Raw genomic sequence first — 21,137 nt, 5'->3', positions numbered from 1 at the left:
TTTCCGTCGGGTGCGCGGTCCGGCCGGGCGCGCACGGGCGCGGCCCGGCCTCATGTGCCATCATCCCGTACTTGCGAATGATGTGCAGTAAAGTGCCCGGCTGGTCTTCACCATGAGCAGGGAAAGTCGCGCAAGAACCGCGGGCTCAGGCGGAGAGCAGTCCGCGTCCGAGCCAGTCGGCGCGGTCGCGCACGCCGGGGAGGACGAAGAAGTAGCCGCCGCCGGTCGGCGAGATGTAGTCGACCAGGGGTTCGTCGATCAGCCGGGTCTGGGTGGCCTCGAACTGCCGCGCCACGTCCTGCTGGTAGCAGCAGAACACCAGGCCCATGTCGAGGTTGCCGACGCTGTCGACGCCCCGGTCGTAGTTGTAGCCGCGGCGCAGGATGCGCGAGGAGTCGGTGGCGGCGGTGCGCGGGTTGGCGAGCCGGATGTGGGCGTCCAGCGGGATCGCGGTGCCCTTGGGGTCCTTGGCGTAGTTGGGGACATCGGTCTCCTCGGCGCCGTCCAGCGGGGCGCCGGTGTCCTTGCGGCGGCCGAACATCTTCTCCTGCTCGGTCAGCGAGACCCGGTCCCAGAACTCCACCAGCATCCGGATGATCCGGATGACCTGGTAGCTGCCGCCGTGCGTCCAGGCGGGCTCGCCCTGGCCGTCGCCCACCCAGATCAGCCGGTTCGTCTCGCGCGCGGAGGTCACGTCCGGGTTGGCGATGCCGTCCTTGAAGCCGAGGAGGTTGCGCTGGGCGCCGGTGGGACGCGGGGTGTTCTGGAAGCCGTCGACGCGCCACTTGATCTGCATGGCGCCGCGGGTGTGCCGCGCGATGTCGCGCAGCGCGTGCAGCACGGTGTCCTGCCGGTCGGCGCAGATCTGGAGGGAGAGGTCGCCGTGGCACTCGGCCGGCCGGAGGTCGTCGTTGGGGAACGTCCGCATCGGCGTGAGGCGGCGGGGCTTGGCCTTGGCCAGGCCGTAGCGGTCGTCGAAGAGGGAGGCGCCTACGCCGACGGTGACGGTGAGCGCGTCGGCGGGGACCTCGGGGCCGAGGATGCCGTTGTCGGAGGGCGGGGCGCCGACGCCGAGGTCGGCGGGCGTGCCGCCGGCGGTGAGGAAGCGGGCCCGCTCGGTGATGGTCTTCAGCAGGCCGGCGAGTTCCTCGCGGCTGTCGGCGATGACGTCGAAGGAGACGAAGGTGGCCGCGGCGGGGGCCGGGGTGACGACACCGGCCTGGTGGGCGCCGTGGAAGGGCACCTTCGCCGTGTCGCCGGCGTCCGCCGCGCGCGCCTGGCCGGTGCCGGCCTGGCCGAGCGCGAACCCGCCGCCGGCCAGGACCGCGCCCGCGGCTCCGGCGCCCAGGGCCGTCCGTACGAAGGCGCGGCGGCCGTGACCGGCGGGGCAGCCGCCCTGCGGGGCGGACGTTTCGGCGGGCGGCATGGAGGGTTCCCTTCGGTCGTACGGTCCCGGTGCGGGCCGGGGTGTCATGGGTGCGGGTGGGCGGGCGCGCGGGCCGGTGGGCGCGCGGGCCGGTGGGCGCGCGGGCCGGTGGGCGCGGGGGCGCCCGGGTTTCACGGCGATCAGGCGGACTTCCGGATCTCCAGCAGGTCCGGTACGGGGGCGAGGTCCTCCAGGAGCTGCCCGGTGGCCCCGTTCAGCCGGGCCCGCGTGGTGGCGTCGAGCCGGTCCACCGGGGTCCAGGAGCCGCCCTGGTGGGAGGCGTCCAGCAGCTTCTGGAGCCGGGTGACGTCCGCGTCGACGGTGGGCAGCAGGTGCGGGGCGCGGCCGGCCAGCAGGGGCTTCAGCACGGTGAGCAGTTCGCGGGTGCCGGCGAGGTTGGCGTCGGTGGTGGCCAGCTCGGTGCCGCTGCCCTGGTCGGCCTGGCCGGTGAGCTCGAACTGCAGGGTGTTCTCGAGGATCTCGTGGGCGCGCAGCGGAAGGTCGCCCGGGTCGAAGTCCTGGGCCGGGAAGGCCTTGCTCAGACCGGCGGCGTCGGCGGCGAGCTGCCGGGCGGGGGCCTTGAGCAGGGCCGCGCTCTGGCCGTGCCACAGGCCGTACTCGATGCGGTGGAAGCCGGTGAAGTCCTTGTCGGCGACGCCCGCGGTCAGTCCGTCCGGCCTGCCGTTGATCCTCTTGTCGAAGTCCTCGAAGGTTCCGTAGGCGGCGCCGAGGGAGGAGTAGGTGCGGTGGGCGGTCAGCCAGTCGGTGCGGGCCGCGTCCAGGCGGCCGCCCTGGATGTCGTCGTCGAGCCTGTCGGTCTGCGCGACGAGGGTGGCGAGGCCGCCCTCGACGTACTGCTTGTACTCCTTGAGCGGGGCGGCGAGATCCTGCTCGGAGACCGGGACGACCGCCCTGGCCCCTCCCCCTCCGCCGACCCGGACGGCCTTGGAGGTGACGGCGGTGCCGCCGCTGGGCACGCAGCGCCAGGCGTAGCTGCCGCCGGCGACGGTGGCGACCAGGTCCCGGGTGGTGCCCGGGGCGAGCCCCTCGATCTCGCCGTAGACGGCGCCCGTCGCCGGGTCGATCAGGTAGACCTCGGACGTCCTGGACCCGGTGTTGCGCATCTGGAAGGTCTGCCGCCCCGGCCGGGGCGCGCTGAACCCGTCCCCGCAGTCCGCCTCGGACACGGCGACGGTCTGCGCACCGCCGGGCTTGGGCCGCCCCAGCGCGACGACGAACCCGGCCACCACGGCCGGCACCGCGACAACGGCGACGGGCACGACCCACGCGGGGCGCCGCCGAGCGGCAGAGCCCGCGGGCGCGCCGGCCCCGGCGGCGGCGGCCGGGGACGGCTTCGCCGGGGACGGGGACCGTATGCCTCGTACGAAGAGGGTCATCACCACGGCCAGGTAGCCGGCGTAGCCGGTGACCTGGAGCCAGGTCATGGTCGGGGTGAGGTTGAGGACGCCCTGGATGAGGGTGCTGTACCAGGAGCCGGCGTCCACGGTGCCGCCGAGGTCGACGGCGTACGCGGCCTTGCCGGGGAGGACCCCGCCCTCCTGCAGGTCGCGCAGGCCGTAGCCGAGCACGCCGGCCGCGATGACGATCAGCACGGCGCCGGTGGCGGTGAAGAACTTGGTGAGGTTGATCCTCAGGACCCGCCGGTACAGGCCCCAGCACAGCCCGGCCGCGAGGACGAGGCCGATGCCCGCGCCGGTGAGAGGCCCCGCCGACTCCCCCGCCGCGCGGGCGGTGGTCCACAGGAACAGGGCCGTCTCCAGGCCTTCGCGGCCCACCGCGAGGAAGGAGGTGAGGATCAGCATGCCCGCGCCCATCGCGAGCGCGCCGGTCACCTTCTCCTTGATCTCACCGGAGAGGTTCCGCGCCGAACGGCGCATCCAGAAGACCATGGCGGTGACGAAGGCGACGGCGATCACGCCGAGGGTGCCGCCGAAGGCCTCCTGGGCGGTCGCGGACAGGGACGCGGCCGTGAAGGTGAGCACCGCGCCGAAGCTCATCGCCAGCGCGATCGCCGCGAGGACGCCGGTCCACACCTGCGGCAGCCGGGACTTCGCTCCGGCCCGCACGAGGGTGGCGACCAGGATGGAGACGATGAGTCCGCCTTCGAGCCCTTCTCGCAGTCCGATCAGAAAGCTCGGAAACGCGTCGTCCCACATGCCCTGCGGCCCTCCCCGGCACACCGCTCCGGCCACCGTGGGACCGAGTTAGCGAAGGCATGCCTTACTTCGCGACCATCATGACCACTGGCACCTGGTCGGTCGGTCATGAAGTGGCAATGGGAAGGCAAAACCCGGCGCACGCCAGTGCGCACGCGCTAGAGACCCCGGGGTCCGCCGGGGCACATGGATTCACCCTTCGGGGGGACAACCGGAACGGTGCGCCGGTCGTTGTCGTCTACAGTGCAGTAGACCGTCTACAGATTTGTAGTCACTCGTCGGGCGCCGCCCGGCGTGCGTCCGTGACCCGACGAAAGGCCGGCGACGATGATCGCACCCCCGTACCTGTCGTCGCAGCTCGCCGTCAATGTGCTGGACGCCCAGTCGCTGCTGGCCGCCTTCGGCGTGCTGGGCGTCGCCGTGGTGCTGTTCGCCGAGACCGGCCTGCTCGTCGGCTTCTTCCTGCCCGGCGACTCGCTGCTGTTCACCGCGGGCCTGCTGTGCACCGGTACGGCCGACCGAGGGGTGAGGCTGTCGCTGCTGCCGCTGCTGGTGGCCGCCGTCGTCGGCGCGCTCGCCGGTTCGCAGTGCGGCTACGTGCTGGGGCGCAAGGCGGGCGGCGCGCTGCTCGCCCGCAGCCGCTCCCCGCGCCTGCACGAGGGCGCGCGCCGCGCCGAGGAACTCCTGGAGCGGTACGGCTTCGCTAAGGCCATCGTGCTGGCCCGTTTCGTCCCCGTGGTGCGTACGGTGCTCAACCCGATGGCGGGCGCGCTCGGCGTCCCGGTGCGCACGTTCACCGTGTGGCAGGTCACCGGCGGCGTGCTGTGGAGCGCCGGCCTCGTCCTGGCGGGGTACGCGCTCGGATCCTCGGTGCCCAATGTCGACAAGTACCTGCTGCCGCTGATCGCGCTCATCGTGGTCGTGTCGCTGATCCCGCTGGCCGCCGAGGCCCTGCGCTCGCGCCGCGCCGCGAAGGCCAAGGAGGCGCGCGGATGATCCTCGCCCTGTCCGGCGCCTCGATCGACGGCTCTCTCTACACCGGCGTGGTCGGCCTGGCCCGCCGCTCCCCCGCGTGGCTGGACGACTCGGTCACGGCGTGGTCGGCGTACGGACTGGCGGTGTTCGCGGTGCTGATGGCGGTGGGCTGGTGGCGGGCGCGCCGGGTGGGCGCCGAGGCCGCGGTGACCGCGCTCGCGGCGCCGTTCGTCGTGGTCGCCGCCTACGCGGTGAACAGTCTGGTGAAGCTGCTGGTGCACGAGGTGCGGCCGTGCCGGACGCTGCACACGGTCACCCTGGAGGCCTGCCCGGGGCGTACCGACTGGTCCTTCCCGAGCAACCACGCCGCGATCGCCGCCGCGGCCGCGGTCGCCCTGTTCTTCGTCTCCCGGCGGCTCGGCGTGATCGCCGCCGTGGCCGCCGCCGCGATGGCCGTCTCCCGGGTCTGGGTGGGCGCGCACTATCCGCACGACGTGCTCGCCGGCGTCCTGACCGGCGGCCTGGTGGCCTTCGCGCTGATGAAGTGGCTCGCCCGCCGGCACGGCGCGCTGGCCCGCCGCATCACCGCGACCCGGCTGCGCCCGCTGCTGGTGTCATGAAGCACATAGGTCACAGCGCGCACACCGGTCGTACCCGTCATGTCGGGCCCGCCGAGCTGGCGGGCAGTACCGGGCTCGGCGCCTGGGCGGCGTTCGCCGTGCTGGCCGTGGTCGTCGGCCGCGGCCCGGCCCCGGGCGTGGACGGCGGCCTGCTGGACTGGTCGGTGGCCCACCGCTCCTCCATGTCGGTGTCGGCGGCCCGCGCGCTGACCGACACCGGGACGGGCGTCGTGCCGTACGCGCTCGTCGCGCTGGCCTGGATGCTCCTGGGCCGCACGCTCCGGCAGCGCACGGCCGCGGCGGCCCTGGGGTGCGCCTGCCTCGCCGCGGGCCAGCTCCTGCGCTACGGCGTGATGGAGCTGATCACCCGGCCCCGTCCGCCCCGGCAGGACTGGGCGGCGTACGCCTCGGGCTGGTCGTTCCCCTCCGGGCACACCACCACCTCGGCGCTGGCCGCGGGCCTGGTGATCTGGGCGACGGTGCTGCGTGCCCCGCGCGGCCGTACGGCCCTGTGCGCCGTCGTCGGCTGCTGGGGCGTGGCAGTGGGGCTGACCCGGGTGTACCTCGGGGTGCACTGGTTCACCGATGTGGTCGGCGGCTGGCTGTTCGCGGTGGGCTGGCTCGGGGTGTGCCTGTGCGCGGCGGCCTGGTGGCTGCCCCGGCGCGGGGCGGCCCGAGAGACCGGCGAGCCGCCGCCTTTGTGACGTAGACGTAGGCATAGGGGCGTAGCGGCCGCGCTTCACACGGCCCGGCGGCGGATGAGCACGCCGAGGACCAGCAGGCCGGGCAGCAGCGGCAGCCAGACCGTGAGGAGCCGGTAGCCGAGGACCGCGGAGGCGGCCGTCGCGGCCGGGCTGCCGCCGGTGGTGAGCGCGAAGGCGAGGGCCGCGTCGAGCGAGCCGAGGCCGCCGGGGGTGGGCAGGAGGGCGGCGGCACTGCTCGCGGCGAGGTAGAGCAGGGCCACCCTGGCCGGTGACAGGGGCAGCTCCACCGCCTGGGTGACCGCGATGACCACGAGGGAGTGCGCCGCGGCGAAGGCGAGCGAGCCGCCCCACAGAGCGGCGGCCCGGTTGGGGCGGGTGTGCACGGCCCGGATGTCGGCCGCCATCGTGGCGAGGGCCCGCGTGCAGCGGGACCGCAGCGGCCCGGCCACCACCAGTGCGAGGACCGCGGCGGCGGCCAGCACGGCGGCCACGGCCGCGGCGGACACCCGGGGCAGGCGCAGCAGGCCGGGGCAGAACGCGGCGAGTACGGCGATCAGGACGGCCCGGGCGGTGACACCGGCGGTGGCCTTGACGGCGAGCGCGCTCGCCGAACGGCCGGCGGGCAGCCCGCAGCGCATCAGGAACCGCAGGTTGACCGCCCCGGCGCCGAGACCGGCGGGCAGTACGTGGTTGGCGGCGGACGCGGCGAACTGCGCGGCCACCAGCCGTGCGCCCGGCAGCGGCTCGGCCACCGCGCCCTGCTGGGCCAGTGCCGAGCACGCCCAGGTGGCGACGGCGGCGGTGGCGCCCAGCAGCAGCCATCCCTGGTCGGCCACGGCGAGCCGGTCGGCGCCGGTCTCGAGCACCGGCCAGTGGCGGCGGGCCGCGTAGGCGGCGCAGAGGAGCAGCGCGAGCATGACCCCGGTGTGCCACCACACGCGCCGGCGCCGCGCGGTCGTGACGGTGGGCAGCGTGGTGGTCATCCGGGGATTTCCTTACTGCGCGCTCGGCGCGACGTACAGGCGCAGGTCGCCCAGCCGGTGAGGGGTCCAGGAGCGGGCGTAGTCCGGTGGACTGCCCTGGGCGGTGGTGAGGGCGGCGGCCGGGATGCGCCGCGCGGTCCGCACGATCTCCTCCCGTGTGCTGTTGGCGTTGTTCCCGGAGGTCGCGGCGGAGCCGCAGCCGGTGTAGAAGGCGATCGGGATGGCGCTCTCGCCGGTGAGCAGGCACGGCGGGCGCACGCCGAGGCGGTGCAGCTCGGCGGCCGTGCGGTCCCAGGCGATCCGGTCGGCGGTGGTGCGGTCGACGGTGTGGGCGAGGACGGCGTACTGCGCCCCCAGGTGCACCGCCAGGCCCAGCGCGGTCAGGCTCAGCGCGAGCGGGCGCCAGTTGCCGGCGGGCGTCCTGACGAGGTGGGCGAGCGCGTCGGCGACGGGGACGGCGAGCAGCGCGTAGGCGGGCAGCAGGAAGCGGGGCGCGGCGTAGCCGATCAGGAAGAGGTAGGGGAAGGCGGCCGTGGCGGCGCAGGCCAGCGCCACGAGGGTGGGCCGGGTGCGGCGGGCGCGCACGGCGAGGACGAGACCGGCCGCGGCGAGCAGCGGCAGCACGAACCACCAGGCGGTGACGACGGGATTGGGCAGTGCGCCGGTGCACGGGCGGCACAGGGCGCGGCCGCCGAGGCTGCGCAGCTGGTCGACGACGGCGAAGTGCCAGCCCAGGCCGCCCTGTATCGCCGAGCCGTCGGAGAGTCGCTGGAGCAGGCCGCCGTAGGCGGTGTAGGCCTCGATCACCCACTCGGCGGCGCCGGCGGCCAGCCCGGCGAGCAGCGCGGCGAGCGCCTTCCAGGCGCGTTCGTAGAGGGCGAGGGCGAGCAGCGGGAGTGCGACCCAGACCGCGTCCACCGGCCGCATCCACGCCATGAGGGCGGCGCCGGCGAGCAGGCCCGAGAGCGCGGCGCGGTCGCCGCCGCCGGCGGGGGCGCGCATCCGCGGGCGCGTGACCGCGCGTACGGTCGCACGCCCGGCCGTACGTCCGTCCGCGCGGACGCGGAGAAGGCAGCCCGCGCACACCAGGGCGCCGATGGCGACCCAGTAGTTGGGCATGGCCTGCGGGCCGTAGAAGAGGGTCACCCACAGGGAGGCGTACAGGGCGCCGGCCAGGGCGAGAACGCCGGAGGGGAACAGGCCACGCCAGGCCCGCAGGGCCAGGTACAGTCCGAGGCCGGACAGCAGGGCCAGGTAGACGCGCAGCAGCGCGGTGGACGACGACCACGAGGCGATGGGCGCGACCAGCAGCGAGACGCCGCGGGCGCGCGGGGCGCTGAAGAAGGCCGCCGGCGCGTGCGGGCTGACCTGGCTGACGTAGACCGTCTCGTCCCAGCCGAGGCCCATGCCGGGGCGGACCAGGACGAGCTGGGCCAGGACGAAGGCCGCGGCGACCGCGGCGAGCGGCGCGTCGCCCCGGACGCGGCGGGCCCGGCCGGAGCCGGGCACGGCGGCGGACCGCCGTGTCCCGGAAATTATGGCGTGCGTACTGTCGGCCATCTCCACCCCTCACCCCTACACACTGTAGGGTTTCTGACTCTCGCGGATCGCGGGAACGGCGCAGGAGTCGGGAAAGACGTCTGGAACACGTCGGCAGGACGTCGGGGAAAGCTCACGGAAAACGACGAAAGCAGGGTCAAGCTAACCCGTCTCGGGGCCGCTCGCCGGGTGCGATACCGCCGAAGGCCTGACTCCCTACGGACTGTAAGGTTGTGGGCATGGCTGATAGAGGGCCTCACGGCAGGACGGAACGACGCAGCTCGGGAGAGCTGGAGAGCGAGGTCCTCGCGGCCCTGTGGTCCACCGAGCGGCCGCTGACGCCGGCCGAGATCCAGGCGGAGATCGACGGCGACCTGGCCTACAACACCGTGCACACCATCCTCAGACGGCTGTACGACAAGGGCCTGGTGCTGCGTGAGGTCGACGGGCGGCGAGGGGCGTACCGGCCGGCGAAGAACGCGGCCGAGCTGACCGCCGACGCGATGCACGAGGCCCTGGACCGCGGGCCGGACCCGATCGCGGCGCTCCAGCAGTTCGTGACGGGGCTGAGCCCCGAGGAGGGGCGGGCGCTGCGCGAACTGCTCACCGGCGGGCTCACCGGGGGCGTGGTATGACCCTCGACGTCTACACCCCGCTGGTGCTGTCGCTGCTGCTGGCCGCGATCAGCCCGGTGGTCGGGCGCCGGGTGGCGCCCGCGCTGGCCGCGCGCGTGCTGACCGCGGCGGCCGTGGTGACGGCGGCGGCCGGTGTCTGGTCGCTGGTGCTGCTGGCCGCCACCCTCGTCAACGACGCGCCGCCGGTCGTCGCCGAGGCCCGGGAGAACGGACGGCACCTGGCGGAGCCGGTGCCCGAGGGGATCGGGATACTGGCCTGCCTGGCCCTCGCGCTGGTCGCCCACCGGCTGTGGCGCACCGTCCACACCGCCCTCGGCACGCGCCGCGCGCTGCGCCGGATGTGCGAGGGACACCCGCCGGGCACCGAGCTGATCGTCGCGGCCTCACCGGTCCCGCGGGCCTTCGCCATTCCCGGCCCGCCGGGCAGGATCCTGGTGACCTCGGCGATGCTCGGCGCGCTGGAGCCGGTGGAGCGGCGGGTGCTGCTCGCCCACGAACGCGCCCACCTCGCCCACCGGCACTCCCTGCTGGTGACGGCCGCGAACCTGGCCGTCGCGGCCAACCCGCTGCTCGGTCCGGTACGGGCCACGGTCGCCTTCCTCGTCGAGCGGTGGGCGGACGAGCGGGCCGCCGCCACGGTGGGCGACCGCACCGCCACGGCCCGCGCGCTGGCCCGCGCGGCCCTGACCGCGGGCCAGGCCCGGCCGTCGTGCGCCCTCGGCTTCACCGACCGGGCCGTCACCCGCCGCGTCGCCGCCCTCCAGTGCGCCCCGCCGCCCCACCTGCGCTCCGTCGCCGCCGCCGTCCTCGCCCTCGGCGCCCTCCCGGCCCTGGGCGCCGCCGACGCCACCGACGACCTCCTTCACCTCCTGGCGAACGTCCTGATGTAGCCGGCGCCTGGATCAGCGCGCGTTGGGTTTCCGGTGCGGGGGCTGTTCCGGCGCGGGGCGGTGGAGCGGCGGCGGGACCGGGTGGGAGACCGGGCTGTCCGGGTTCACCGTGACCCGTTCGCCGTGGTGGCGGATGCGCAGGGAGGGCCCGGCCAGCAGGGTGTACGTGGCGCTCTGCTGGGTGATCTCCACCCGCAGCCGGCGGCCGCGGAACTGCAGCGAGAACGCCAGGCGGCTGAACTTCTCCGGCAGCCGCGGCGCGAACTCCAGCGTCTCCCCCGACCGGCGCATCCCCCCGAAGCCGGTGACCAGGGCCATCCAGGTGCCCGCCAGCGAGGCGATGTGCAGCCCGTCGCGGGTGTTGTGCTCCAGGTCCTCCAGGTCCATCAGGGCGGCCTCGGCCGCGTAGTCGTAGGCGAGCCGCAGGTGGCCCGCCTGCGCGGCGATGACGGCCTGGACGCACGCCGACAGCGAGGAGTCCCTGACGGTCAGTGGCTCGTAGTAGGCGAAGTTGCGGGCGATGTGCTCCTCGTCGAACTCGGCGCCGCAGGTGTACATCGCCAGCACCAGGTCCGCCTGCTTGATCACCTGCTTGCGGTACAGGTCGAAGTAGGGGAAGTGCAGCAGCAGCGGGTACTGGTCGGCGCGGGTGCCCGCGAAGTCCCAGCGCTGGTAGCGGGTGAACCCCGCGTGCTGCTCGTGCACGCCAAGTTCGCCGTTGTACGGGATGTTCATGGCCTCGGCCGCGTCCCGCCAGGCGGCGCTCTCCTCGTCGTCCGCGCCGAGCCGCTCCGCCTCCTTCGGGTGGCGTTCGACGACGTCGGCGGCGGCCAGCAGGTTCGCCCGCGCCATCAGGTTCGTGTACGTGTTGTCGTCGGCGATCGCGCTGTACTCGTCGGGGCCGGTCACGCCGTCGATGTGGAACGTGCCGCGGTGGTCGTGGTGGCCGAGCGAGCGCCACAGCCGGGCCGTCTCCACCAGCAGTTCCATCCCGGTGTCCCGCTCGAAGTCCTCGTCGCCGGTGGCCGCCACGTACCGCACCACCGCGTGCGCGATGTCGGCGTTCACGTGGAAGGCGGCGGTGCCGGCCGGCCAGTACGCCGACCCCTCCTCGCCCTCGATGGTCCGCCAGGGGAAGGCGGCGCCGCGCAGCCCCAGCTGGGCGGCGCGCTCACGGGCGGCGGGCAGCGTGTTCTGCCGCCAGCGCAGCGCCTCGGCGACGGCGTCGGGCGAGGTGTAGGTGAGCACGGGCAGCACGAACATCTCGGTGTCCCAGAAGGCGTGCCCGTCGTAGCCCGAGCCGGTCAGGCCCTTGGCCGGGATCGCCCGCTCCTCGGCGCGGGCGCCGGCCTGGAGCACGTGGAACAGCGCGAAGCGGACGGCCTGCTGGATCTCCTCGTCGCCGTCCACCTCGACGTCCGCGCGCGCCCAGAAGTCGTCCAGGTACTCCCGCTGCTGGCCGACCAGGCCGTCCCAGCCGCCGTGCGCGGCGGCCGCCAGGGCCGCGTCCACCTGGTCGCTCATCGCCGGCAGCGAGCGGGCGCCGGACCAGCCGTGGGCGACCGTCTTCTCCACGCGCAGTTTCTCGCCCGGCTCCAGGACGGAGGCGACCGTCAGCCGGGCCAGGTCGGGGTGGCTCTCGCTGCCGGTGGTGGTCCGCTGCGGTCCCGTGACGACGTGGTCGGCGGCGACGGCCACGCGCAGGCCGCTGTGCCGGGTGCGGTGCACCAGGCGCAGCCTGCTGCCCGAGGCGAAGTCCTCCTCCGGCTCCAGCGGCGCCTGGAGGGCCATCGCCGCGCGCGGGTCGCCTTTGGACTCCGGCAGCTGCTCGTTGGCGACCAGCTCGGACTGGATGACCACGCGCGCCTGGGAGCCGACGGCCTCGACCTCGTAGGCCACGGCCGCGATGGAGCGCTGGGCGAGGGAGACCAGCCGGGTGGAGCGCACCCGGACCGTCGTGCCCGCCGGCGAGACCCACTCGCAGGTCCGCTCCATCACCCCGCGCCGCATGTCGAGGGTGCGCTCGTGCGAGACGAGCCGGCCGTAGCGCAGGTCGAAGGGCTCGTCGTCGACGAGGAGCCGCAGGATCTTGCCGTTGGTGACGTCGATGACCGTCTGGCCCGACTCCGGGTAGCCGTAGCCGGCCTCCGCGTAGGGCAGCGGGTGGATCTCGTACACGCCGTTGAGGTAGGAGCCGGGCAGGCCGTGCGGCTCGCCCTCGTCGAGGTTGCCGCGCCAGCCGACGTGCCCGTTGGACAGCGCGAAGACCGACTCGCTCTGGGCGAGCACGTCCAGGCTCAGCTCCGTCTCGCGCACGGTCCACGGCTCGACGGCGTACGAACGGTGGGTGATCACGCGGCACCACCCCGCCCGGTCGCGCCCGTGAGGAGTTCGGCGAGGTCCTTGACGACCACGTCGGCGCCGTGGGCGTAGAGCGCGTCCGTCTGGCCCACGCGGTCGACGCCGACGACGTATCCGAAGCCGCCGGAGCGGCCCGCGTCCATGCCGGCCAGCGCGTCCTCGAACACGGCGGCCCGCCCGGCGTCTGCGCCCAGGTCCCGTGCGGCGGCCAGGAAGGTGTCCGGGTGCGGCTTGCCGGGCAGGGCGCGCTCGCGGGCGACCACGCCGTCGATGCGTACGTCGAACAGGCGCTCGGCGTCGATCGAGCGCAGTACGTCGACGGTGTTGGCGCTGGAGGAGACGATCGCGGTGCGCAGGCCGTGGGCGCGCACGGACTCGATGTAGCGCAGGGTGCCGTCGTAGGCCTCGACGCCGTCCGTGCGGATCTTCTTCAGGACCATCTGGTTCTTGCGGTTGCCGACGCCGTTGACCGTCTGCGCGTCCGGCGGGTCGTCGGGGTCGCCCTCGGGCAGTTCGATGCCGCGGGAGGCGAGGAAGGTGCGCACGCCGTCGGCGCGCGGGCGTCCGTCCACGTACTCGTCGTAGTCGGCCACGGAGTCGAAGGGACGGAAGTCGGCGCCGTCCCGTGCGCGCAGGAACTCGTCGAACGTCTCCTTCCAGGCGGCCGCGTGGACCACTGCCGTCTTGGTGACCACCCCGTCGAGGTCGAAGAGGCAGACGGTGATTTCTTCGGGCAGACCGAGCTCTGTCATAAAGGCACCTTTCCCCGCGTCGCGGCGTTGAGCGGGTGTCGAGTGCCACACGTGACGCACTTTCCGACTTCCCGGTCAACCTTCGGTCCGCTTTCCGGGTGACACACTGTCCGGTGTGCCGACCGCCTTCGACGAACTCCTCGCCCGCGCCCGCGCGCTCCCCCGCGACGGACGGCGGGCCGTCCTCGGCATCACGGGCAGCCCCGGCGCGGGCAAGTCGACCCTCGCCGAGGCGCTGGTGCGGGCGCTGAACGGCGGCTCGGAGCTGTGGGCCGCGCACGTCCCGATGGACGGCTTCCACCTCGCCGACGCCGAACTCGACCGGCTGGGCCGCCGTGACCGCAAGGGCGCGCCGGACACCTTCGACGCGGCGGGGTACGCGGCCCTGCTGCGCCGGCTGCACGAGGAGTACCGCGAGCACCCCGGGCCGGACGGCGAGACGGTGTACGCGCCCGCCTTCGAGCGCGTCCTGGAGCAGCCCGTCGCGGGCGCCGTCCCCGTGCCGCCGACGGTCCGGCTGGTGGTGACGGAGGGCAACTACCTGCTGCTGGACAACGGGGCCTGGGCGCGCGTGCGGGCGCAGCTGGACGAGGTGTGGTTCTGCGAGCTGGACGAGCCCGAGCGCGTCCGCCGTCTCGTGGCGCGGCACGTGGAATTCGGCAAGGGTCCCGAGGAGGCCGCCGCGTGGGTGGCCGGCACCGACCAGCGCAACGCCGATCTGGTCGCCATGACCCGCGACCGCGCGGACCTGGTGGTGCCGGCGGCGGCCGTGCCGCGGCCGGAGTCCGGACCGGGGTGAACCGGGGCGGCCCCGGGGCCGTACCGGTGTGTACGGCGGACGGTCCGCCGGTACGACGCGCGGGGCGGGCGATGATCGGCGAACAGCACACGGTCCCGGCACCGGGGCCGCCGTCCCCCGAGGCGTCCGGCGAGGCGTCCCGCGAGCGGCCGCCGGGCGGGGGCTCCTCGGTGCGGGCGCGCCTTCGCGGTGCGGCGCGGCGGCACCGGCACTGGCTGGTGCCCCTGGCCGCGGTCGTGCTGCTGGCGCAGATGGCCGTCGCGATGGTCACCGCGGCGGCCGAGCAGACCCCGACCATCGACGAACCGGTCTACGTGGGCACCGCGGCCTTCTACCTGCACGAGCACAGCGTGGCCTTCAACCCCGAACACCCGCCGCTGGGCAAGCTGTTGATCGCGGCCGGGGTCGCGGTCGCCGATCCGCGCGCCGACGCCGCGTTCAGGAACTTCACGGGTGACCAGGGGGCGCTCGGCCGGCATCTGCTGTACGAGTCGGGCAACGACCCGTGGCGGCTGATGCTGTGGGCGCGGCTGCCGGTGATCGCGCTGACGCTGCTGTTCGGACTCGTGGTGTTCGCGTTCGCCCGGGAGTTCGCGGGCGCGGCCGGCGGGCTGGTGGCGCTGGCGCTGTACGCCTTCTCGCCCGACGTGGTCGCGCACGGTTCGCTGGCGACGCTGGACGTGCCGGCGGCCGGGTTCGTCCTGACCTCGGCGTGGCTGCTGTGGCGGGCGCGGCGGCGGCCCGCGCTGTACGTGCCGCTCGCCGCGCTGGCGCTGGGGGCGGCCCTGGCCACCAAGATGAACGCGCTCCCGGCGGTGGCGGTCCTGCTGCCGCTCGCCGCGGTGCCGGCGTGGGCGTCCCGCCGCCCGACGGACCACCGCCCCACCGATGACCGCCTCGCCGACCACCGCCCCGCCGACCGTCGGGAGCGGGTGCGGGCCCTGGCCGCCGGGGCCGGGTGGGCGTTCGTGGCGGCGGTGGTGTCCGTCGCCGTCGTGTGGGCGTCCTACCTGGCGGTCGACCCGCGGCTGCGGTGGTCGCCCCGGGATCCCGTGCCCGCCGTGCACGGGCTGCGCGGTCTCCTGGTCGACGCGATGCCCTTCCCCGAGGCGTACCGCGACGGGATGCGCGTGCAGTTCGGCTTCGAGAACCAGCCCTGGCAGGGCTTCCTCTTCGGGCACGTCTACACCGGGTCGCGCTGGTACTACCTGCCGGCCGCGCTGCTGGTGAAGACCCCGCTGGGCACCCTGGCCCTGTGGGCCGCCGGGGCCGCCCTGCTGGTGGCGGCGCGCAGGCTGCGCCCCGCGGCCGCCTACGTGCTCGCGCCGCCCGCCGTGCTGCTGGCCGCCGCGATGCACTCCTCGCGCGACTTCGGCACCCGGTACGCGCTGTTCATGCCGATGTTCGGGGCCGTGGCCGCGGCCGCGGTGCTCCTGCCGCGCCCCGCCCGCCGGGTGCGCCGGGCGGTGCTCACCGGGGTGCCGGCGGCGCTGGTGGCCTTCACCGCGGTGAGCTCGCTGCGGACGTACCCCTACTACCTGCCGTACTCCAACGAGGCGTTCGGCGGTCCGGCCCGCACCCATCTGCGGCTGCACGACTCCAACGTGGACTGGGGGCAGGACCTGGGGCGGCTCGCCGACCGGCTGCGCACCCGCTACCCGGGCGAGCGGGTCTGGCTCGTCTACAAGGGCAGCGGTGTGCCGTCGTTCTACGGCGTCCACGCGGACGATCCCCGGGCGGTGCCGCCGGAGCGGGTGCACGGGCTGCTGGCCGTCTCCGACTCGTCGGCCGCCAAGGCCACGGGACGGCTCGCCGGACTCATCCGCACCAGCCGCGCGGTCGACGACGTCGGCCACTCGATCACGATCTACCGGCGGTGACGGCTCGGAACGCTATCCGGGCTGCGCGAAGGCCTCCGCGCTGACGTGCGGCATGACCCGACTGGCCACGCGGTAACGGCCGTTGGGCACCTCGGACGACCGCGTGACGTGGACCGTCAGCGGGCCGGCCCACTCGTAGCCGCGGTGTTCGGCGTGCCGGGCGAGGCGGTCGGTGAGCTCCTGCCCCACGCGGCTGCCGCGGCGCGTCAGTTCGTCGTGCACAGCGCCGGCGAGCTCGACGTCGAAGGCGTTGGGCACGATGACCCGGTGCTCGCTGCACACGACGGCGTTCGCGTCGCACTCGCGGCGCAGGGCGTCGAGGAGTTCGACCGGTTCCTTGCCGGTGATCCGCGCCCACAGCGCCTCCCACCGGTTCTCCAGGGCCTGTTCCAGGGCGCTCAGTACGGTCATCTCAGGTTTCACCTGCCGAAGGGGTCTCGTGTGTCCGCCTGCGGGTTCCCGCACGGGGCGCGGGTATCCCCGACGAGCGCCGGCGGCCGGAAGCACTCGTACAAGCCCTGGTCACGGCGGTGAGTGAGCTATGTTGAACCTCTGTGGGAGACAAAGGAGGCGCTTCGGTGCCATCGCCGCAGCAGGCTCGCGCGAGTGCGTCCGCGATCACCTCGGGCAGGACGGCGCCGGAGGCGGCGGCCGCGCCGGCGTCCCAGCTCAGAGCGCTCTTCGACGGCCCGCACCTGTCTCCCGGCCAGCGCCGCATCGCCCAGTACCTGATCGAGAACATCGCCGAGGCGGCCTTCCTGTCGATCACCGAACTCGCCGACCGGGTCGGGGTGAGCCAGCCGTCGGTGACCCGGTTCGCGGCGGCGGTCGGCTTCAGCGGCTATCCGGCGCTGCGCGAGAAGCTCCAGTCCATCGCGCTGCGGACGCTGGCGAGCGGGCCCGGTGCGGCCGAGGAGGACCGGGCCAACGAACTCCAGGCGGCCGTCGACGCCGAGATCGAGAACCTGGAGAACCTGCGCCGGGACTTCGCCGATCCCGACCTGGTGATCGACATCGGCCGCAAGCTGTCCCGGTCGACCCCGCTGACCGTGCTGGGGCTGCGCATCTCGGTGTCCCTCGCCGAGTACTTCGCCTACGCCGCGCGGCGCGTCCACCCGGACGTACGGCTGGTCACGCTCGGCGGCAGCGTCGCCTACGACGCGCTGCTGCAGTCCCGGGAGGCCGGCGGCACGTGGGTGCTGGCGTTCTCCATGCCCCGGCACGCCCACGAGACGCTGACGGCGGTCCAGGTCGCCCGCAGCGCCGGGCTGAAGGTCGCCCTGATCACCGACCTGGCGCTCGGTCCGGTCGCCGACGAGGCCGACGTCGTCTTCGCCACCGGGACCGGCTCTCGCCTCGTCTTCGACTCCTACGCGGCGCCCGGAGTGGTGTGCGCGGCCCTGTTGCAGGCCATGACCGACGCCGACCCCGAGCGGACCCAGGCCCGGCTCGAGGAGTACGAGCAGATCGCCGACCAGCACCAGTTCTTCCTCCGGGACTGACTCCGCCCCGCGCGGCGCACATGGGAGTATGCCGTTCAAAGCGGGCATGAATGTTTTCATACGTCTTGCAAAGCGGACGGCATATATAAATACTGCTCACGGATCACGGCCCGGCCCACTCCGGGTACGTACCGCAGCTCGGCCATCACCACCCGCAACCGCCCGAGAAAGCCGACGGCCCGCCCATGTGCCCTCCGCACCGCAGCTCCACCGGGCGCCGCCGGCTCTCCGGGCCCCCGCACCGGCACCCCGCGCCGCCGTCTCCTACCCGCGTCGGCACACGGGGTGTCCGGCCGGGCCTCGCACGCGCGAGCGCCCGCCGACGGCCCCGGTCATCCCCTAGGCCGGGGCCGTCGAACCTCGTCGGACCACCCTCCACGACGCCGCACACCCGGAAGCGATGATCATGCCCCTGACGACCACGCGCATCAGCACGGACTGGCCCTGCCAGGTCAAGACGCCCGGCAGCTACGACTGGGAGCGCTCGGCGGCCAAGTGGCTGCGCGAGCTGGTGCCCGCGCGCTACGGCAGCTATCCCGCGCTGATCCGCCACCCCGTGCTGCTCGCCCGTCATGCGCAGATCCAGGTCCAGCAGGAGATCCGGGTGGCCCGCACCGCCCTGCAGACCGCGCGCGCCGACCTGCCCCGGCTCGGCATGCCCGAGTCGGTGATCGAGCACACGATCAAGCTGTACGCGGCCGAGCTCATGCAGCTTCAGCACATCGCCCGCAGCGTCCGAGCCGTGAGCGAGGCCCTCGTGGAGCGGCACGGGGCCCACGGCGTCCGCTGACGACCGCGCGCACGGCCTCACCGCCGCACCGCCTGCCGACGGTCCCGGACGGATCCGGACCGCCGTGCCGGTGATCGGAGCGGCCCGATGTGCGATGCTCGTCGCGTGAGCAGCGAGCCCGCCGTACCCGCGGAGCCCGGCGCCGCACCCGACATCGCGGCGCTGGCCCGGATCGTGGCCAGACAGCGGGCCGAGATGGACCGGCTGCGGGACCTCGCGGCGACCTCCGCCGTGCTGGAGCGCGCCAAGGGCGTGCTGATGGCCCTCACCGGCATTTCCCCGGAGGCCGCGCACGAGGAGCTGCTCCAGCGCGCCAGGGCCGCGCACCGCACCCTGATGGAGGAGTGCTGGCTCACCCTCGGCACCCTGGTGCCCCCGCTGCCCCCCGGGCTCACCGAGGCCACCGCCGAGAGCGACGCGCCCCCGCCCACGCCTCCCGGCGGCTCGGGCACGCCGGACACGGCGAAGACCGGCAGGGCGGCGGACACCGACGCGGCCGTGCTCGCCGCGCTCGGGCCGGCGCTGGCCCGGGTCGGTACGCCGCAGGACCTGGCCCGTTGCCTGCACGAGCACCTCTCCAAGGCCGTGGGGGCCGACGCGGTGCTGCTCTACCACCGGCAGCCGGCGGGCGGGCTCGAGCTGATCGGCCACCGGGGCGTGGACGACACCCTCGCCGCCCAGTGGCGGCACGTGCCGCCGCTCAGCGGCGTCGCCGCGCTCGACGCGCTCGCCTCCCGCGAGGCGCTCTGGCTGGAGGACCCCGAGGCGGACGCCAGGCGGTACTCGCTGATCGGCGCCGGGGACCGGGCCGCGCGGTGGCCGTCCCGCGCCTGGCTGCCCGTGGTCACCGCGGGCTCGGCGGACGTCGTCATCGGCGTACTGCGCACCCGCGAGGGGCCGTTCACACCGGGGGCGCGCGAACTGATGTGTGACGTCGCCCAGTTGTGCGCGGGCCGGCTGCGCGCCTTCCTCACCCGGCCCGAACCCCTCGCGGCCGGCACGGCGGACGTCCTCCGGGCCGCGTTCGAGGCGCTCCCGGGCATCAGCGTGCTGCTCACCCCGCTGCGCTCGCCCGACGGCGAGGTCGAGGACTACCGCATCGAAGCCGCCACCCCGCAGACCGTCGACGCGGTCGGACGCAGCGGACGCCGCCTGGTCGGCCTGCGCGTGCTGGAGTGCTGGCCCGCCATGGCCGAGGAGCCGCTGTGGCAGGGCTGGCTCGGCACGCTCACCACCGGCGAGCCCTTCGAGGGCGAACCGTTCGCCCGGCAGGAACTGGTCTCCGGCAGCCAGGAGTTGTCCACGTACTCGGTGCGCGCCGCCCGCCTCGGTGACGCACTGGTGGTCACCTGGCTGCGCCAGGACTCCTCCGACCGGCAGCAGCAGCGGCTGGCCGACCTCCAGCGCCTGGGCCGGCTCGGCTGGGCCACCTGGAACCTGGTCACGCACGAGGCGGCCTGGTCCTCGCACGTGTACGCCCTGTGCGGCCGGGACCCGGCGCGCGGCCCCGTCCGCCTGGAGGAACTGCCCGACCTCGCCGTGCCCGAGGACGGCCCCGCGCTGGCCGGCGCGGTGGCCGAACTGCTCAGCGAGGGCAAGCCGTTCGACGTCCCCTTCCGGGTCAGGACACCGGCCGGCCTGCGGCATCTGCGCGCCGTCGCCGAGAGCGTCCCGGACACCGAGGGCGCCCCGGCCGAGGTGCACGGCTTCCTCCAGGACCTCACCGCGCAGCGCAGCGCCGAACTTGCCCTGTTCAAGAGTGAGCAGGCGGTGCTCACCCAGCACGAAATGCTCCAGGCCGAGCGGACGCTGGCGGGCCGGCTCCAGCACGCGCTGCTGCCCCTGCCGCGCCGGCCCGTGCGGCTGGCCGGGCTGCACGTGGACCTGGCCTACCTGCCCGCCCAGACCGGAATCCATGTGGGCGGCGACTGGTACAGCGCCATCGAACTACCTGGCGGGGACGCCTTGTTGGTGGTCGGTGACGTGGCCGGACACGGCCTCGACGCGGTCGCCACCATGGCCCAGCTGCGCTTCACCGCCAAAGGCATGATCCTCACCGGCTCGTCGCTGACCGAGGCGCTCACCGGGCTCAACACCCTGCTGCTGCACTCCCTCGACAGCCACGGCACCGCGACCATGGTGCTCGCCCGCTACAAGCCCGCCCAGCGCCGGCTGATCTGGGCCCAGGCAGGCCATCCGCCCCCGCTGCTGCTGCACAAGGGCGAGCCCCGCTACCTCGAGCGTCCCCGGGGGGCGCTGCTCGGGGCGACCCACACGCCGGTGTTCGAGGAGGCCGAGTGCCGGCTGGAGCCCGGGGACCGGCTGCTGCTCTACACCGACGGCCTGGTGGAGCGGCCGGGTGAGCCCATAGAGGTGGGTCTGGAACGGCTGGCCGCCGCCGCCTCCGCCCCGGCCACGGCTGCCCGCGGGTCCGACGCGTCCGGCTCCCTCGGCCCGCTCCTCGCGGCGATGCTGCCGGGCGAGCGGCGGGACGACGTGTGCGTACTGGACGTCCGGGTGCCGTCCACTCCCGGATAGACGGCCGCCGGGGCGGCGCGCCCGGATGGACGACAGCCGGGACGGCGCGCCCGGTCAGTCGGCGGGGTGCCCCGCCTCGATGCCGAGCGTGTCGGCGAGCCGCAGCAACGGCCCCCCGCCGTCGTCGCGCGCGCCCGACTCCACGGGGTCGAGCAGGAAGGCCACGTGGTCTCCGCCGTCGGCGCGCGTCACGATCCGGCCGACGAACCACGCCGCCGCGTCGTCGAGTACGACGGCCCCGCCGGCCCGCGACGTGCAGCGGACCTCCGCGAACTTGTCCACGCCCTCGTCACCGGTCCGGCCGCCGAACAGGGCCGCCAGCGCGTGCTGTTCGCGGGTGAGCAGGTGCACGGCGAGCCGGTCGGCGCGCTCGGCCACCCGGAACGTGCGGTTGGCCTTGGACAACCAGACCGCGAACCTCGGCGGGTCGATGGAGCACTGGGAGGCGAACCCGACCAGGCAACCGGCCCGCTCACCGCCCGCCGCGGCCGTCACCACGAACATGTCGGGGTTCAGCCGGCCCATGAACACGTCCACGCCCTGCATGTCCGCACCGCTCCTTCCGC

18 protein-coding genes are annotated in these 21,137 nt (G+C 74.5%); 10 read left to right on the top strand and 8 right to left on the bottom strand.

Annotated elements, in window-relative coordinates; all coding sequences use genetic code 11:
• Positions 1–145 precede the first annotated feature (145 nt).
• On the bottom strand, positions 146–1,426 hold the full coding sequence (gene efeB, locus IE217_RS12225; RefSeq protein ID WP_190177807.1) for an iron uptake transporter deferrochelatase/peroxidase subunit: 1,281 nt from the start codon (positions 1,424–1,426) through the stop codon (positions 146–148).
• A 140-nt stretch (positions 1,427–1,566) separates the two neighbouring features.
• Positions 1,567–3,603, bottom strand: a complete 2,037-nt coding sequence (gene efeU / locus IE217_RS12220) for an iron uptake transporter permease EfeU (RefSeq protein ID WP_190177806.1) — start codon at positions 3,601–3,603, stop codon at positions 1,567–1,569.
• A 327-nt stretch (positions 3,604–3,930) separates the two neighbouring features.
• Here efeU and IE217_RS12215 point away from each other — a divergent pair, with 327 nt between their 5' ends.
• From IE217_RS12215 to IE217_RS12205, 3 genes are read left to right on the top strand one after another with little or no spacing between them, the layout of a single operon-like run.
• Positions 3,931–4,599 (top strand): DedA family protein, encoded by a 669-nt coding sequence (locus tag IE217_RS12215; protein WP_190177805.1) that lies wholly within the window; start codon positions 3,931–3,933, stop codon positions 4,597–4,599.
• Positions 4,596–5,198: a phosphatase PAP2 family protein gene (locus tag IE217_RS12210; RefSeq protein ID WP_190177804.1), complete on the top strand. Its 603-nt coding sequence runs from the start codon at positions 4,596–4,598 to the stop codon at positions 5,196–5,198. The genes IE217_RS12215 and IE217_RS12210 overlap by 4 nt, the downstream gene beginning before the upstream one ends.
• Complete coding sequence (locus IE217_RS12205) at positions 5,195–5,902, top strand: phosphatase PAP2 family protein (protein ID WP_190177803.1); 708 nt, start codon at positions 5,195–5,197, stop codon at positions 5,900–5,902. The genes IE217_RS12210 and IE217_RS12205 overlap by 4 nt, the downstream gene beginning before the upstream one ends.
• 35 nt (positions 5,903–5,937) lie before the next feature.
• Here the strand turns inward: IE217_RS12205 and IE217_RS12200 are convergent, their stop codons facing one another.
• Positions 5,938–6,885, bottom strand: coding sequence for a lysylphosphatidylglycerol synthase transmembrane domain-containing protein (locus IE217_RS12200; RefSeq protein WP_190177802.1), 948 nt, complete (start codon positions 6,883–6,885; stop codon positions 5,938–5,940).
• A 12-nt stretch (positions 6,886–6,897) separates the two neighbouring features.
• Entirely contained in the window at positions 6,898–8,445 is a 1,548-nt protein-coding gene (locus tag IE217_RS12195; RefSeq protein WP_190177801.1) for a hypothetical protein, read from the bottom strand.
• A 218-nt stretch (positions 8,446–8,663) separates the two neighbouring features.
• Here IE217_RS12195 and IE217_RS12190 point away from each other — a divergent pair, with 218 nt between their 5' ends.
• Together IE217_RS12190 and IE217_RS12185 are read left to right on the top strand one after the other, a co-directional pair.
• Positions 8,664–9,059: a BlaI/MecI/CopY family transcriptional regulator gene (locus tag IE217_RS12190; protein WP_190177800.1), complete on the top strand. Its 396-nt coding sequence runs from the start codon at positions 8,664–8,666 to the stop codon at positions 9,057–9,059.
• Complete coding sequence (locus tag IE217_RS12185) at positions 9,056–9,949, top strand: M56 family metallopeptidase (protein ID WP_190177799.1); 894 nt, start codon at positions 9,056–9,058, stop codon at positions 9,947–9,949. The genes IE217_RS12190 and IE217_RS12185 overlap by 4 nt, the downstream gene beginning before the upstream one ends.
• 12 nt (positions 9,950–9,961) lie before the next feature.
• Here IE217_RS12185 and IE217_RS12180 read toward each other — a convergent pair whose 3' ends face one another.
• Complete coding sequence (locus tag IE217_RS12180) at positions 9,962–12,304, bottom strand: glycoside hydrolase family 65 protein (RefSeq protein ID WP_190177798.1); 2,343 nt, start codon at positions 12,302–12,304, stop codon at positions 9,962–9,964.
• The gene (locus tag IE217_RS12175; RefSeq protein ID WP_190177797.1) at positions 12,301–13,062 is read right to left on the bottom strand and encodes a beta-phosphoglucomutase family hydrolase; all 762 of its coding nucleotides are present in this window, start codon (positions 13,060–13,062) and stop codon (positions 12,301–12,303) included. Before IE217_RS12175 ends, IE217_RS12180 begins: the two co-directional genes overlap by 4 nt.
• A gap of 115 nt (positions 13,063–13,177) precedes the next feature.
• On the opposite strand from IE217_RS12175, the gene IE217_RS12170 reads away from it, so the two are divergent.
• Positions 13,178–13,861, top strand: coding sequence for a nucleoside/nucleotide kinase family protein (locus tag IE217_RS12170; RefSeq protein WP_190177796.1), 684 nt, complete (start codon positions 13,178–13,180; stop codon positions 13,859–13,861).
• 71 nt (positions 13,862–13,932) lie between these two features.
• Positions 13,933–15,741 (top strand): phospholipid carrier-dependent glycosyltransferase, encoded by a 1,809-nt coding sequence (locus IE217_RS12165; protein WP_373297997.1) that lies wholly within the window; start codon positions 13,933–13,935, stop codon positions 15,739–15,741.
• 12 nt (positions 15,742–15,753) lie between these two features.
• Here the strand turns inward: IE217_RS12165 and IE217_RS12160 are convergent, their stop codons facing one another.
• On the bottom strand, positions 15,754–16,152 hold the full coding sequence (locus IE217_RS12160; protein ID WP_190177795.1) for a DUF3662 domain-containing protein: 399 nt from the start codon (positions 16,150–16,152) through the stop codon (positions 15,754–15,756).
• A 167-nt stretch (positions 16,153–16,319) separates the two neighbouring features.
• On the opposite strand from IE217_RS12160, the gene IE217_RS12155 reads away from it, so the two are divergent.
• The 3 genes from IE217_RS12155 (at position 16,320) to IE217_RS12145 (ending at position 20,571) form a co-directional block, all read left to right on the top strand.
• Positions 16,320–17,243 (top strand): MurR/RpiR family transcriptional regulator, encoded by a 924-nt coding sequence (locus IE217_RS12155; RefSeq protein ID WP_190177794.1) that lies wholly within the window; start codon positions 16,320–16,322, stop codon positions 17,241–17,243.
• A 400-nt stretch (positions 17,244–17,643) separates the two neighbouring features.
• Positions 17,644–18,033, top strand: coding sequence for a hypothetical protein (locus IE217_RS12150; RefSeq protein WP_190177793.1), 390 nt, complete (start codon positions 17,644–17,646; stop codon positions 18,031–18,033).
• Positions 18,034–18,120: 87 nt separating this feature from the next.
• Positions 18,121–20,571 carry a SpoIIE family protein phosphatase gene (locus tag IE217_RS12145; protein ID WP_190177792.1) on the top strand — a complete coding sequence of 817 codons (2,451 nt, stop codon included), beginning with the start codon at positions 18,121–18,123 and terminating at the stop codon, positions 20,569–20,571.
• 54 nt (positions 20,572–20,625) lie between these two features.
• On the opposite strand, the gene IE217_RS12140 is transcribed toward IE217_RS12145, so the two are convergent.
• A complete protein-coding gene (locus tag IE217_RS12140) occupies positions 20,626–21,117 on the bottom strand; it encodes a flavin reductase family protein (RefSeq protein WP_190177791.1) in 492 nt (163 codons plus the stop codon).
• Positions 21,118–21,137 lie beyond the last annotated feature (20 nt).

The organism is Streptomyces naganishii JCM 4654, assembly GCF_014650575.1.
In the GTDB taxonomy this organism is placed as follows: Bacteria; Actinomycetota; Actinomycetes; order Streptomycetales; family Streptomycetaceae; genus Streptomyces; species Streptomyces naganishii.
The sequence above is the reverse complement of the archived record's forward strand: the minus strand, read 5'-3'. Positions and strand labels throughout refer to the sequence as shown.